The 14,619-nt window shown below is 41.8% G+C and carries 9 protein-coding genes; all 9 read right to left on the reverse strand.

The features are described 5' to 3' along the window. Positions 1 to 138 precede the first annotated feature (138 nt). The gene (locus AB1I63_05330; protein ID MEW4354308.1) at positions 139 to 3,222 is read right to left on the reverse strand and encodes a DEAD/DEAH box helicase family protein; all 3,084 of its coding nucleotides are present in this window, start codon (positions 3,220 to 3,222) and stop codon (positions 139 to 141) included. After that, positions 3,206 to 4,057: a hypothetical protein gene (locus AB1I63_05335; GenBank protein ID MEW4354309.1), complete on the reverse strand. Its 852-nt coding sequence runs from the start codon at positions 4,055 to 4,057 to the stop codon at positions 3,206 to 3,208. Before AB1I63_05335 ends, AB1I63_05330 begins: the two co-directional genes overlap by 17 nt. 46 nt (positions 4,058 to 4,103) lie before the next feature. Further along, the gene (locus AB1I63_05340; GenBank protein MEW4354310.1) at positions 4,104 to 4,595 is read right to left on the reverse strand and encodes a hypothetical protein; all 492 of its coding nucleotides are present in this window, start codon (positions 4,593 to 4,595) and stop codon (positions 4,104 to 4,106) included. A gap of 3 nt (positions 4,596 to 4,598) precedes the next feature. Then, positions 4,599 to 6,638 (reverse strand): site-specific DNA-methyltransferase, encoded by a 2,040-nt coding sequence (locus tag AB1I63_05345; GenBank protein MEW4354311.1) that lies wholly within the window; start codon positions 6,636 to 6,638, stop codon positions 4,599 to 4,601. A 1-nt stretch (position 6,639) separates the two neighbouring features. Beyond that, positions 6,640 to 7,320, reverse strand: a complete 681-nt coding sequence (locus AB1I63_05350; protein MEW4354312.1) for a DUF4391 domain-containing protein — start codon at positions 7,318 to 7,320, stop codon at positions 6,640 to 6,642. Continuing rightward, on the reverse strand, positions 7,320 to 10,556 hold the full coding sequence (locus tag AB1I63_05355) for a helicase-related protein (protein ID MEW4354313.1): 3,237 nt from the start codon (positions 10,554 to 10,556) through the stop codon (positions 7,320 to 7,322). The genes AB1I63_05350 and AB1I63_05355 overlap by 1 nt, the downstream gene beginning before the upstream one ends. 519 nt (positions 10,557 to 11,075) lie before the next feature. After that, a complete protein-coding gene (locus tag AB1I63_05360; GenBank protein MEW4354314.1) occupies positions 11,076 to 11,348 on the reverse strand; it encodes a hypothetical protein in 273 nt (90 codons plus the stop codon). A 132-nt stretch (positions 11,349 to 11,480) separates the two neighbouring features. Further along, on the reverse strand, positions 11,481 to 12,506 hold the full coding sequence (locus AB1I63_05365; protein MEW4354315.1) for a DUF3114 domain-containing protein: 1,026 nt from the start codon (positions 12,504 to 12,506) through the stop codon (positions 11,481 to 11,483). Positions 12,507 to 12,620: 114 nt separating this feature from the next. Then, positions 12,621 to 14,570 (reverse strand): threonine--tRNA ligase, encoded by a 1,950-nt coding sequence (gene thrS, locus AB1I63_05370; GenBank protein MEW4354316.1) that lies wholly within the window; start codon positions 14,568 to 14,570, stop codon positions 12,621 to 12,623. Positions 14,571 to 14,619 lie beyond the last annotated feature (49 nt).

Consider the following 14,619-nt stretch of genomic DNA (forward strand, 5'->3'; position numbering starts at 1 on the left):
TTTCTGCTCTTATCCTTTCTTCTATCTTACCAAATGCTATGGACAGTTTTTGTCCAGGCTTTTAGATTTTTCGTGATTTTTTAGAAAAAAAGAAGTAGAAACAAAAAAGCTGAGCAACTTTTGCCCAGCTTTCTGATGCTATTCTTTTACGATGGAAAGTAGTCCCTCATAGCTATCAACCACATCATAAATAGTCTCATCATCCAATATTCCTGCTTCCTGTAAACTTCTAAAATGAACTCTGGCACAAGCAATCTTGGATTTCTCTGTTTGTTTCAGGTCCATAGTTGACATGCTGCCCTTGGTCTCTGCCACAAAGTAAATGTGCTTGATACTACCTTCCTTGAAGGTCACTGCCCAGTCAGGATTGTACTTACCGAGCGGTGTAGAAATGAAAAATCCAGACGGCAACTTGGTATAGACGCTGACTTCCTCATGCTGCTCCAAGTCCTTTTGGAATTGCTTTTCAATTTTGGAATCTACCTTGGTATAGTTGTAAACATCTTTTTGAGATGACAAAAGGTATTCATCACCAATATTGGCACTCAAACGATTTTCCGTGAAAATATCCATATCATAGACCTCGTCAATCATATGATACTCGATGCACTCAATAATCTGCGTCCCCTTTTCTTGGTCAATCAATTTGGACACATTCAAGATAAAGTCCTCTGGATTCTTTTGAAAAAGAGCAAACTTTTCTGGCTTTATCGCCTGTAAAATTCGTGCCACTGTTTGTCTAATCAAGCCAGTTTTCTCAGTAATTTCACCTAATAAATCATAAGAAATTTGGACAGATGTTGGCTTGACGTATTGATGTTGAACACTATTTTCCGCGACTGTAAAGGAAATGTTCTCCTTTTCAATCTTATCTAGACTAGCCTCCCGAATCTGGTAGCTGATTTCTTTGACATGGAGATGCTGATTGATGGCGTTAACAGCTTTTTCAATCAATTCCTCATCATCAAAAGAGACTTGATAGACTGTCTTGCGATTGATTTTGTTCCAAAGAGCCAGAAATTCTGCCTTTTTGAGATTGGCATGGTTGATTTCATCTGCTAGGGTAATACTGGTCTGGTTACCATTTTCCACCGGATAATTCCGACCGTCATAGACACTATCGAGAATACTTATCACCTGCTCTTCAAAGCCAGCAACTTCTTCTGGTAGCCTCAAGCTATTATTTTCTCTGTCTTGGTAGTAGCTTTCGGTCAAGCTACCATCTTTTTCAAGATAGCCTTCTTTAATCAGGCTAAACTCAAGCTGATGAGCCAAGTCTTTGGTCACTTCCAAGGTATGACCTAGCGCGTTTTCAAGCACGGCATGCCTGATGAAGAGTTCTGTATCAACCTTGTTTGGTCTGTCTGCCAAGGCTTCTTGCAATTCTGCCTGCAAACTCCGTGAGAAGCTCTCATAACTTTCATTGGCAATGACCGTCAGTTGGTTAATCCGATGTACATCACCGCCTAACAGTTCTTCGTCCTGCCGAACCCCTGCTTGATTGACCGCAAGGCGCATACCACGTCCAATCGACTGACGCTTAGCAATCTCAGAACCCGTATGACGCAAGGTACAAATCTGAAAGACATTAGGATTATCCCAGCCCTCTTTTAAAGCCGAGTGAGAGAAGATAAAGCGAACCGGCTCACTAAAGCTAAGCAGACGCTCCTTATCTTTCATAATTAAGTCATAGGCGTCCTTGTCCTCAGAAATCCCTCCCTTGCCCTTGACCTTGGAATCGACAAAAATGGTTTTAGTAGACTTCTTAACCTTATCCACCGAGAAATACCCAGCATGGACTTGACTTGCTCCTTCATGCTCACGTAGATAGTCGCTATAAGGACCCGTCGGATGAGCTTCTAAATAAGCAGCCACCTGCTCGCTGTATTCTTTCTCAAAAATAGCAGCATATTCTCCATTTAAAGGATTGTTTTCTTCATCGTACTGCTTGTACTTAGCGACTTCATCGATGAAAAAGAGCGACAATACCTTGATTCCTTTTGTGAACAGGGATTTTTCCTTTTCTAAATGGGTCTTGATAGTCTCTCTAATCTGCAAAATCCGTAAGTCTTCCTCACTTTGCTCTCCGATGACCTCACCGACATGTAAGAGCCTATCTGCTCCAATCTGAATAGAGTTGCTTCCCTCACGCGCATCAAAATGGCTCAATGTCCAGCCCTTATAGGAAGCGAGCTCGCCTGACTCTGCATAGAGATCAAAGCCGTCTTCCACCGTCTTGATTCGCCGTTTCACCCCTGCCTTGGTCCGCACTTCAAACTCTATCTTGGCCTTTGGAGCGCCTGTCTTTTGTGGAATCAATTCCTGCAAGTACAGGTAGCCCTCTGTCCCTGTCGTGCCAGAAGATTCGACCGTTTTCACGGCAATCTTCTTGACTAACTTTTTATTGTAAGCATCCATGGCATCTAACCGATAGACCATGTCATACTTTTCCTTATGGGTCGCTGAATAGCGAAGTGTAAAGAGCGGTTTGAAATCCTTGAGTCGCTCCTTAGTTTGCTTACCTTCGACCGACTGGGGCTCATCAATGATGAGGATGGGATTCATGCTGGCAATGACATCAATCGGCCGTCTCCAGCGGAAACTCTCCTGCTCCATGTGAATCCGCCTTGCGTCCTTGCCTTTAGCATTAAAGGCTTGAGAGTTGATAATCATGACCTGAATATCAGAGGTATTGGCAAAGGTATCAAGATCCCCCAAGCGACTTGAATCATAGACAAAATAGCGGGGCTTTTTGCCGTACTCCATTTGAAAATGGTCCTGCATGATTTCAAAAGACTTTAGTACACCCTCACGAATAGCGACGCTCGGCACGACAATGATAAACTTGAGCCAGCCGTAGCGTTTGTTTAGCTCCATAATAGTACGGATATAGGTATAGGTCTTTCCTGTCCCTGTCTCCATTTCAATGGAGAAGTTATAAGCAGTCCGTCCGTCAACGATCTCTGTATGGAGTTTTTTAGACGGCTGCAAGCCGTGCATCATCTGGCAAGAACGCAACTGCTCACGAATAGTTGCGCTATCTAGCTCAATTGGATGATTGCGAAAAGCATCCATAGCCAAATCAGACTCATCAGCTGTCAACCCACGACCAGTATCCAACAGATAGCGTAGCCCGTCACGCTTAGACTGCCCTTGGAAAATGGAGGCAATGCTCTCTACCGCATCCAGCTGGAAGCCCTGGTGTTTAAATTGGAGTTTCATTGGTGACCTCCTGTTCTGTAAAAAATTCTATCATTTCTCGTCCAAATGAAGATATTTTTACTTTATCCTTAGATTTTAATTTTTGAACTTTTGCCTGACTCCTGCTTTTTAATGAACGAATCTTTGGTTTTGATGTAGGTTTTAGAAATACTGTTTGAAGCTCTATCACTGCTTCTCTAAGTTCAGACAATGGATCTCTCACTGCCTCCAAATCTTCTCTCAACTCTTTATCTAAATTATTTTCAGCTAATCCAAGTCTATATAAATTTGACCTAATTGCTCTATATTGCTCTGGAGAAATTGTTTTGTCTGGTTCTTCTTCTGGATGCTGATAATAATAAAAAGAGGATTTACTCATATCTACTAATACCTGAATATCCAAATATGTCAATTGCTCTAAAATATCAAAATAAATATAAGAAATATCGACATCAATTTTTGTATGTGACGATAAATTTAAAAACGCGTTTGTAAAATACTGTATTTTTTCTTGCTGTTTTTCTGTAACTGTCTTCTCTAACATATAAAGAAATAGTTTATCTAAATCTCTTTTGACCTCAACAGACATAATATTAAGATTCCTTTGCAAAGCCTCACTATGCTCTTGAAGTTGCTTAATCTGTATTTCTAAATTTTTAATAGCTCGATTCGTCTTATAACTAGAAATTGCATTACCTAAAGCAGGTATAAGTGATAAACCGGAATCTAACATAGTTGTGGATAATACTGACAACCCCTGTTCCTTTATCCAATCACTTCCTGCCGTTATAATCTTATCTAAGAATACTTCTACAAGAGCATCTTCCGCAACTTCTCTTACTTCTTGTGATTTCATATTTTATACCACCTTTAATATGATTATTGATATCTAATTTCAACAATCAATTTTCTTTTAAATTATCTTGCAATTTTTTGACTTGCTCAGAGGAAATATCCATTTTATTATCAAATTCCCATTTCATACATTCTAATAATAAGTTTATAGAAGTAGAAATCCCAATATCTTTTAAAATAGTACCTTCAGACTTCACTGCCAATAAATATATTTCATTAATTCTTACGATAATTTCATATACAGATTTACTAGCTATAAAATATGACTTTTTAAATAATTTTTGAAACTCTACATAGTCTTCTTTTGTAATAAAATACGGCTCATTAGGTAGTTTGATACTTCCAAAGTATGCTGCAATATCAGAATACAACTCCATTCTATTTGAAAACTTATTTTGTTTAACAGAGTCATCATATGCTTTTTTTAATGAATAAAGTGCAACTCCAACAGGGACAATAATCCCAAAAAAATCTAACCAATCACTTGGAGATAATTGTGATAAAAAAGAGCATATAACTTTACTACATTCTTCACTCATCCCCTACACCACCTTTACTGTTGTGTCTGCTGAGAGTTCTTTAAAGATTTGGGCTAGGTTGATTTTCTCGGCGCTGGTTTTAAAGGAACTGTCTTTGAAGATGGCGCGAATTGGTTCTTTTTGGGCAATGGTGCGAATGACGCTGTCTGGTACATGATCCGCAAAGGTCGCAAGGAGGGCTCCTTCTGCCACATCATAGACAGTCACTCCCTCTATCACTTTCTTTTCAATGGTATCTGATAACTCCAAGCCCCAGCTCAGCATGACCTGCAAGAGCAAATCAAGGTCGCTTCGCCCGTCCTTGATGTTTGAGATACTGTCAAAGAGGTCTTGTTGCGTGGTTTCCCCTGGTTTTTTCGCCACATCCTTAAAGTTTGAGCTGTCTAAACGATAAGCCTTAAAGCCTAAATCCAAGTCCTCTGCCTTATCAGGCTGTTCCTCTCGGATTTTTGCGGCTGCACGACGAATCCGCTCCCGTGAAATCTGGTCAATAGTCTCAAAACCTGCTTCTTTGGCAGCGGACTTGTCCGCAACTGCCTCATCCAGTGTACAAAGGATATACTTACGGTTGCCACTGTCCTCAGCATTTAACTGCATAACCGCATCAGCCGTTGTTGCCGAACCAGCGAAGAAGTCGAGGATAAGGGAACTATTATCTGTAGCTATTCTAAGCAAATGATTAATTACTTTTTTAGTCTTAGGAAAGTCAAAATAGGCTTTGTTATCAAATAATATATTTAATTCATTTTTTCCATTTGATGTATCAATGTCAATATAATTAGTAAATAATTGAGCCTTTTCACCAGATAAGTCTATTCTTTCTTTTTGATAGAAATAATAACCATCGTCTTCTTTCATAAACATTAATTCGGTTTTATACTCATTTAAGAATTTATCTGCACCCCAACGCCACACTCGTTGGTTCAAATATTTATTATTAAATTTTGGTATTACTCTAATATAGCCTTGGTCTATCAACTTTTGACCTTCTTCAGTAATACCAATGGAATAACTATCTTCTTCAATAATCTTTTCATCAATAATTTTAGCAACTTCCGTATCTGGATTATAGTAAATACTGTAAGCTAAATTTGGTCGATTATTAATATGAAAAGCTGCTGTTCCATTATGCAAAGGATAACCTTTTTTATATCTAGAGATATCATCTTCATATTCATATTTTGATTCATCCATTTTAACCATATTAGAGTTAATTCGTACTAAATCAATATCTTTAGAATAAAGCAATATATTTTCATAAGTATTTTTCACATACTTGTCCATTTGCCGACCTTTTTTATTATTATGCCAACAAATATTTGTTACAAAATTCTCCTCCCCAAAAATCTCATCGCAGAGGGCTTTGAGGTTGGCTTGTTCGTTATCGTCAATGGAGATAAAGATGACACCACTATCCTTGAGGAGGTTTCTTGCGAGGCGGAGCCTTGGGTACATCATATTGAGCCAGTCCGAGTGGTAGCGGGCTGAGCTTTTTTCATTTTTCGTAAGACCGACGACTTGGCGCCCTTCCTCATCGAGCAGCCCCATATCATCATCTAGTTCTTCTTTTGTCTTTTGGAACTTATCCGAATAGACAAAGTCCTTACCTGTATTATAAGGCGGGTCAATGTAAATCATATCAATCTTACCGAGGTAAGATTCCTGCAGGATTTTTAGGACTTCCAGATTGTCCCCAGTGATAAAGACATTTTCACTTTTTTCAAAATCAACACTTTCCTCAAGATCGGCTCGTAAAGTCTTGGTTGTGGGGCGACCAGCTTCTGCCATGGCAGCACGCTTGCCGACCCAGGTAAACTCATAGGTCTCTCGCCCTTCCGTTATATCGTGGGAGAGTAAATCCTTGAGCTTTTCAAAGTTGATCGCTTTTTCTAAGCGACCCTGTTCATCACGACGTTCAGTCAGAACCTCAGGAAAAAGTTGACCGATTTTGTCGATATACTGGGAAGTTAGGTCTGGACTTTTAAGGTCTAAGCGGTTGACCTCCCCCCCCCCTGCATTTTTAAGCATGTTTTCGTGTAACATCTTATTCTCCTTTTATTTCTTTGATTTGTGTCAGTAGGGTTTTGTATGCTTTTCTTAGTTCCATGGCTTTCTTAGTTGATTTTTCTTGGAACATTTTCTTTTTTAGACTATTTGCTTCTTTTTCAAGTTTTGCGAGTTGTTCTGTCTTGTCAATCGCTTCTTTGAGATTATCCACATTTGGTGCAATCAGCTCACTTTGTCCGACATCCTTGACAAGATTGTCATAGACTTCGTCGAGGTTATTCCCCTCAAAATAGAGGCTCACATCGTCTGAACTGGCAAAGGTTTTCAGAATCTTAAAGACTCGTCCGTCGATTTCATGGCTAAGCCCCTCCTTGTAGTGAACGAGGAGCTCTTCTCGAGCATCGGGATAAACAAGAACAAAGATTGGATAGAACTTCACGCGCATATCAAACTGGGCAAGAAGCTCTTTATCAAGCTTATCTGTCAATAGCTCTACACGCATGACTACCAACTGCTGAACAGTCGTCCCTGCTGGAATATTGGTCGTCCGTGTGTCAATCGTATGGGTGATTGTCAGTCTTGCAATCTGACGGCGCAAGTCCTGCTTGTCCTTGGTTGATAAACTCAAGCGTTCAAAAAAGGTACTATTGCCTCGTTTGTGGGGCTCATAAACCACTTGCTTTTTGGGGATCTTGGTCCGCTCTGGTAGGCTAATCATCAGCTGTCTCCTTTCATGACGATAAAGAAGCAGATTAACTCAAAGTCATCCATGCCCTCGATTCCCTTGCCAAAGTCTAGCTGACCAGCATCAAAAAGCGTATCAATAAAAGATGTTTCATCGCTTTCCATTAACTGCTCAATCGCTCCTTGTAAGAGATCCGAATAAAAGGTCATCTCTTGACCGTCATTAGTCAATCGCTTAAAGAGCTGAACAAGTGCTTCATCTGGCTGCTCTTTACCTTTACAAAGCAGGCGCATGGTTTCAAGCATAGTCTTAGTTTCTGAGATAGGAATGACGCTTTGACCAGCTTCTCCCATATAGACCAAATAGTAAGGATGTAGGCGATTCTTTTGACTGAGTCCTTTGGTTTCTGCGACATTTTTCAAGAGGAAAATAGCTCCTGCTGGGTGCTGATCCGTGGCTTTTACTACCGTCTGCAAGCCCTTTGGCGCTCGCTCAAGCTCAGGGTGCTCTTTCAGATAACGCATCATATCCATGCGGTATTCTTCAAAGCCTAAGTCCATGATAGAAATCCCTTCACTCATATCTTCCAAGTCTACGACTTCTTCTTTCAAGCGTTCCAGCTGTTTCTTGCGGTAGTTTGCCTCGTCTTGCTCCTCGCTCGATAGGATGTTATCATCTCCTGTCGAGGTAAGAACCGAAATCTTCATCCGTGTTTCCACGCGCGACTTGAGATTGATGTACTCGTCCAACTCGATGTTGGGCCAAAAGTTCACTAGCTGAATGTACTGGTTTTTACTACCAATCCGGTCCACCCGACCAAAACGCTGGATAATGCGGACAGGATTCCAGTGAATATCATAGTTAACGAGCATATCCGCATCCTGCAAGTTCTGACCTTCTGAAATCACATCTGTCGCAATCAAGATATCAATTTCTCCTTCATCGTCTGGGAAGAGAACATCTTTTGACTTGGAAATTGGTGAAAAATAGGTCAAGAGGGAATTGAGATCCTTGTGCTTGGTCGGCAAGGTCGTCGCAAATCCTGACGCTCCTGAAATCTGAGCGGTGTGAAGACCGTAGTTTTCATAGACATAACGACTAACATGCTGGTAGAGATATTGGGTCGTCGTCGCAAAGGCACTAAAGATGATGATTTTCTTATTGCCCTTGTTGATTGGATGTTTGATTTTCTCATCAATCACTTTATAGAGACCTTGGAGTTTGGCATCATTTTCAGGAGAAATCCGCTCGACGAGACGTTCCATATCTGTCAAGATTTCAAAATCAGCTGTCAAATCATCTTTCCAGCGCAGATAATCTACATCTTGGAGAGAGATTTGCATTTTTTTACCAACAAAGTAGTCGGTATTGCTGTCTTCCATATCAAAATCAGCTTCATCTGGGCTAAATTCTTCGATGACTCCTTGACCACCAGACTGTTCAAACTGCTCAATCGCCTTGAGGGTCTTTTCAATGTAGGCTTTAACCACATCTAAAAGCGTATAGCGAAAGGCTTCTACTGAACTTTCCAAACGCTTCAAGAGGTTGATCATCATGAGCTTTTGCACACCGCGCTCACGTCCCATCTGCGTAAGATTTGATCCCTTACCTCCAGACTTATCATACTTGGCAAGCTTGGAGGGATGAATGTAAAAACTTGGCTGATATATCATGAGATTGAGACGAGAAAGCAGGTTGTAAATCTCTTTGTAGGTCACCATATCCTCTTGAACCGTCAAGTTTGGATAGTAATTTTGTGGTTTAAGACGGGTTGGGAAATCTCCTATCGCCTTCTTATCGTAAAACTCTCTGATATGTTTACGGCTTCTAGCAATGGTCACACTGTCCAAGACCTTGAAGAAGTCAAAGTCTAACCGTTCCAACAACCGTGCTGTTGTCCGCTCCTCAGCTGGCAATTCTGCCCATTTATTGTACTCGGTCTGCGCTAGGCGGAAAATATCATTGATAGAGGTCTTGGTATCAAGCTTATCATCCATTTTTTCCGCATCTCCCTCATAGGCGAGAGCAATCTGATTTTTCAAATCATTAAAGCGATTATTGACGGGGGTTGCTGACAGCATGAGGACCTTGGTCGGCACACCTTGTTTGATAATCCGATTCATCAAACGATTGTAGCGGTTTTCTCGCCCGTCATCTTGATTATCATTGCCCCCATTGCGAAAATTATGCGACTCGTCAATGACCACCAAATCATAGGTATCCCAACGATTGAGGGCCAGGTCAATTCCATTTGATGTTCCCTTATCCCTGCTCAAATCCGTATGGTACAAGACATCGTACTGCAAATAGCGGTCATAAATCGGATTGTTCTTGTAATCATGACGATACATGTTCCAGTTATTTTCCAACTTTTTCGGACAAAGGACCAAGATTCGCTTACCACGATAGGCATAGTAGGTCATGACAGCTAGCGCTGTAAAGGTTTTTCCTAGGCCGACCGAATCTGCTAGGATACAGCCGTTATACTTTTCCAATTTTGAAATGAGCGAGACAACGGCATCTTTTTGGAAGTCATATAAAAGATTCCAGACTTTACTTTCACGGTATTTTACATCCTCATTTGGCAAATGATCTTCTTGAATATCTTCTAGGAATTCACTAAAGACATTGTAGAGCATGACATAGTAGAGAAATTCTGGCGTCTGCTCCTTGTAGGCAAGACTGAGATTGTCCAAAATCTCCTCTGTCACATCGCGAAAATACTCGTCGCTTCGCCAATAATCATCAAACTCTTGTAAGTAGGCTTGACTGTGCGGTGCTTGATAGAGATTGCGTCTGGTCTGAAAAAGCGACGGCTCATAACCCAACTCTTTTAAGTCAAAGTTTTTCAAGCGATCAATGGCGTAGGTTTCAGTACCTGCTTCAATCCGAATACCGTCATTGATTTCCTCTTCTACATTGATTGACTTAAACTGAACCTTGCGCTTAACCCAGTCTGCACACTCTCGGGCTAGAGCTTTCTGAGTTAGCTCGTTCATCAGTTTCAACTCATATTCTGCTCCAAAGACGGAATTTTCCCGCTTTTTCTTTGGGATGGCATACTCTCGAAATTCTTTCTTAGCACCGTCCGTAACAAAAGTTGGATTGGTAAAAATGAACCGTAATTCCTCTATTTGCTCTAGTTCTTCTTTCAAAGCCTTGTAAGCAAACATAGAAAAGGTCGCAGCAGCAATCTTGATTCGGCTATTGGGTAGAATGACCTTTTTTAGCTCATCACCCAATCGAATGGCTCGATTATCAATTTCCAAATCCTCACCTCCTAAATCGAATATTGATACCTCCATTTTACCAAAAAATATAGCGAATGAATATATCTATGTCAATTTCTAGTATAGCAAAAAGGGGGAGACAAAATTTGTCCACCCTGATATCTTTTTTCTTATTTTTTATCTGAACAATCTCAGTGAAATTCCCAAAACAAAGGATATAGTTAAAAAAGGTATTCCATCCTTTTCCACAGAGAAAGAAGCGATAGACGACAGGATTTTTCTTTAATGAGCCTATGAAAAACTTGTTGCTAGTTGCCGACAACTATTGTGGATTATAATACCGTAGCTTGTGGAAAAATCCAGCAGTCTGATAAGCACTCTGAACTGTTAGAAAGCATCTATCACGACTTTTTCTGCCTTGTCTCACCTTGATTGAGAAAAAGAAACTCACCTGCTCTATAAGCATTACACGCCTAAACTCGAAAAACTACTCCACTAAAAAATCCGCTGAGGGCATCTCAGCGGATTCTTTCTTGCAATAAATGGACTTTCCAATCTTCATTTCTTATCGCCAAAAGAAGCTTCTCCATCATCTGCCCAGTATTCGTCCAGCTCCACAATCACATCATTTTCTAGCTTTAGGAAGCTAACGGTATTGACAGAAAAGAACTTATCCACAGGAAAGACACGAGTCATAGGGATAATCGTGCCACCCATTTCTTTCACGCGCTTGTTTTCCCTATCCCAATCCCCAGGATAATCACAATTCGCTTGAGTGGACTTATCCACAGGAAAAACATTCATTGGTGCAGCGTCAACGAATAATAGCATCTTTAGAGAAAAAAGTTCTGAGAGCTTCCTCATCTTGCGTTAGCACAGATGTGATAAATTCTTGGATATCCATATTCTAATCTCGATACGACAGGGAATTTTCAGATTTATTATAGAACTCGTTGCCCTTTCTTACAAGTGAAATCCTCTTTTTCTCATCATTCTTTTAAACTCCCGAACGACTAATTTGGTCTGCTGGTAATTGGATAGCCCTTTTTCGGCATACAGACCTTCTCGGTTAAAATAGCTGCGCTCGTAATCAGCTACCGTCTTACCACTGCGATTGGGAGCCCGAAATCCCTTGGTCGCTCGGTCGCGAAAGGCAGGATCATGGGGCCCAACAGTATCTACATCCAAGTCCCAATGGCGTTTTCCTGCTTTTCCGTAGTTGAAGCTGGCTCCATTGACAATGCCAATCTCGGTGACCTCTTGTGCATCCATTTCATTGAGAAAATTGCCCCGACTGTCGAGGATAAACTCCGTATGAAAATGGAGCAAAATCTTGATATTAAAGGAAGGATAGCCTGACGGATAGAATTTTTGCCCCTTGTCAAACTTGAGCTTGTTGTGAAGCCGGGCTGAAGTGCCAATCGTGTAATCTTTTTTCCAGCGCCACCAAGGATAGGTCTTTCTGAGATAGCGGGCAAGAGCCTGACTGTCCGTCTCCCCAGCCTGTTTAAACTGCAGGCGCACATACTCTGCCTGCTGGCTGGAAATGACATAGCGAAGCTGGTGGAGTTGCCGTGCCAGCAAGTCTTTTTCCGCCATGGTCTGCTGTAGAAAGGCTTGGTCCACGACATCGGAAAGCTCCCACCAGAAAGGATCATGGGGTGCAAGGTCTGGATGAAAGCGTGCAACGAGTGCTTGGTTTTCAGCCAATTCTCCTGAGACATCTTCTGGCATACCGACACTCGTCACCAAGACTTGCAAGAGCTGCCGAGGCGTTTTAGACATTTTTTCCAGCCGCCAAAGCTCACGAAATAAGCTAGATCCCACTCGACTGTCATGTAGGTTTAATCGTCTCTCTACTATCCTCGCTAATGTCTCATCCGACCAGCCTTGCTCTTTTAAGGCTAGCACCTGCCCTGCTACACGATAGCGTTCTGCTAGTCCTGTCTGACTAAAAGACCAGCTTCCTTTGGTTAGAAGCCTCCACATGATGTCCTCCTTTCCCCTTTATAAAAGATAGGGGAGTGAGGCAGAAGCCGTGATTTCGCTGAAATCAACTTCTGTCCCACTCCCTATTTTCTATCCTACAAAAGCTGTTGCTCTTTAAGCGTCTTTTTTCGCACGAGAGTAGTTGGCGATGTCAGCAAGGATTTGCTCGGTGAAGTCAGAAAGGCTAACAGTTTGTGTTTCCTTGTGTCCATAGCGACGGACGTTGACCGCGCGGTCTTCCATTTCCTTGTCTCCGACGATCAATTGATATGGAATCTTGCTGGTTTGACTTTGGCGAATCTTATACTGCATTTTTTCATTGCGCTCATCGACAACGGCACGTACACCACGGTTTTGCAATTCTTTGGCTACTTCCCAAGCGTAGTCCACATGTTTCTCATTTGAAACTGGGATAAGGGTTACTTGGGTTGGTGCAAGCCAGGTTGGGAAGGCACCCTTGTAAGTTTCAATCAGGATAGCAGTAAAGCGTTCCATGGTTGAAATCACTCCACGGTGAATCATAACTGGACGGTGTTCTTCCCCGTCAGCCCCGATATAATGAAGGTCAAAGCGCTCTGGAAGCAAGAAATCAAGCTGAATGGTTGAAAGAGTTTCTTCATTTCCAAGAGCTGTTTTCACCTGAATATCCAATTTCGGACCATAGAAGGCTGCTTCTCCTTCTGCCTCAAAGTAATCCAAGTCCATGTCATCCATGGCTGCCTTCAGCATGGCTTGGGCATTTTCCCACATCTCGTCATTGTCGTAATATTTATGCTTATCTTCTGGGTCACGATAAGATAGACGGAAGCGATAATCTGTCAAGTTGAAATCTTCATAAACATCGATAATCAACTGAAGCGCACGTTTGAATTCTTCTTGGATTTGTTCTGGAGCAACGAAGATATGACCGTCATTCAAGGTCATTTCACGCACACGTTGGAGACCTGAAAGGGCACCTGATTTTTCATAACGGTGCATCATACCGAGCTCTGCAATACGAACTGGCAATTCACGGTAGGAACGTACATGGTTTTTATAGACCTGAATGTGGTGCGGACAGTTCATTGGGCGAAGGACGAATTCTTCCCCGTCTCCCATATCCATTGGTGGGAACATGTCTTCATGGTAGTGCTCCCAGTGACCAGAAGTCTTGTAAAGCTCAACAGAAGCAAGCGGTGGAGTGTAGACGTGTTGGTAACCAGACGCCAATTCCTTATCGGTAATGTAGCGCTCCAAGGTACGACGGATTGTCGCTCCGTTTGGCAACCAGAATGGTAGACCTTGTCCCACTTCTTGGCTAATCATGAACAAATCAAGCTCTTTACCAAGCTTACGGTGGTCACGTTCTTTGGCTTCTTCTCTCATTTGAATGTAGTTTTTCAAATCTTTTTTGTCAAACCAAGCTGTACCATAAACCCGTTGCATCATGGCATTGTCGCTATTTCCACGCCAGTAAGCACCTGCCACATTGAGCAATTGGAAGACCTGAATGCGACCTGTTGACGGCACATGAGGGCCACGGCAGAGGTCAACATATTCACCTTGACGGTAAATGGTCAAACCACCCTCGTCCTCAGAATGCTCTTCAATCAACTCCAATTTGTAAGGATCGTTTTTGAAAATCTCACGCGCCTCATCTTTTGACACTTCCTCACGGATGCTTGGGAAATTCTCTTTAACGATTTTTCTCATCTCTTCTTCAATGGCTGCCAAATCTTCATTTGAAATCTGACCTGCTTCATTGTCGGTGTCATAGTAGAAACCATCTTGAATGGCAGGACCAACTCCCAAGTGAATGTCTGGGAAATGGCGGCGAGCCGCTTGCGCAAACAAGTGGGCAGCTGAGTGGCGCAAGATGTCAAGCGCATCCTCATGGTCTGGAGTGACAATCTCAAGTGAGCCGTCCTCCGTAATCGCACGAGTGGTATCAATCAATTTGCCGTTCAATTTACCAGCAAGGGCCTTTTTAGCAAGAGAATTGCTGATAGATTGTGCAATGTCAAAAGTCGTTACACCAGATTCAAATTCGCGTACAGCGCCGTCTGGGAAGGTAATTTTAATCATATAGTTCTCCTTATTTCTTTATAGTCATTCAGTTTTACCTTATTACATT

It is taken from the genome of Streptococcus pneumoniae (assembly GCA_040719455.1).
In the GTDB taxonomy this organism is placed as follows: Bacteria; Bacillota; Bacilli; order Lactobacillales; family Streptococcaceae; genus Streptococcus; species Streptococcus pneumoniae_G.

Bases quoted from the DNA above. Each gene is read 5' to 3' on its own strand.
- AB1I63_05330 (MEW4354308.1), bottom strand. From the start codon at position 3,222: ATGAAACTCCAATTTAAACACCAGGGCTTCCAGCTGGATGCGGTAGAG.
- AB1I63_05335 (MEW4354309.1), bottom strand. From the start codon at position 4,057: ATGAAATCACAAGAAGTAAGAGAAGTTGCGGAAGATGCTCTTGTAGAA.
- AB1I63_05340 (MEW4354310.1), bottom strand. From the start codon at position 4,595: ATGAGTGAAGAATGTAGTAAAGTTATATGCTCTTTTTTATCACAATTA.
- AB1I63_05345 (MEW4354311.1), bottom strand. From the start codon at position 6,638: ATGTTACACGAAAACATGCTTAAAAATGCAGGGGGGGGGGAGGTCAAC.
- AB1I63_05350 (MEW4354312.1), bottom strand. From the start codon at position 7,320: ATGATTAGCCTACCAGAGCGGACCAAGATCCCCAAAAAGCAAGTGGTT.
- AB1I63_05360 (MEW4354314.1), bottom strand. From the start codon at position 11,348: ATGCTATTATTCGTTGACGCTGCACCAATGAATGTTTTTCCTGTGGAT.
- AB1I63_05365 (MEW4354315.1), bottom strand. From the start codon at position 12,506: ATGTGGAGGCTTCTAACCAAAGGAAGCTGGTCTTTTAGTCAGACAGGA.
- thrS (MEW4354316.1), bottom strand. From the start codon at position 14,570: ATGATTAAAATTACCTTCCCAGACGGCGCTGTACGCGAATTTGAATCT.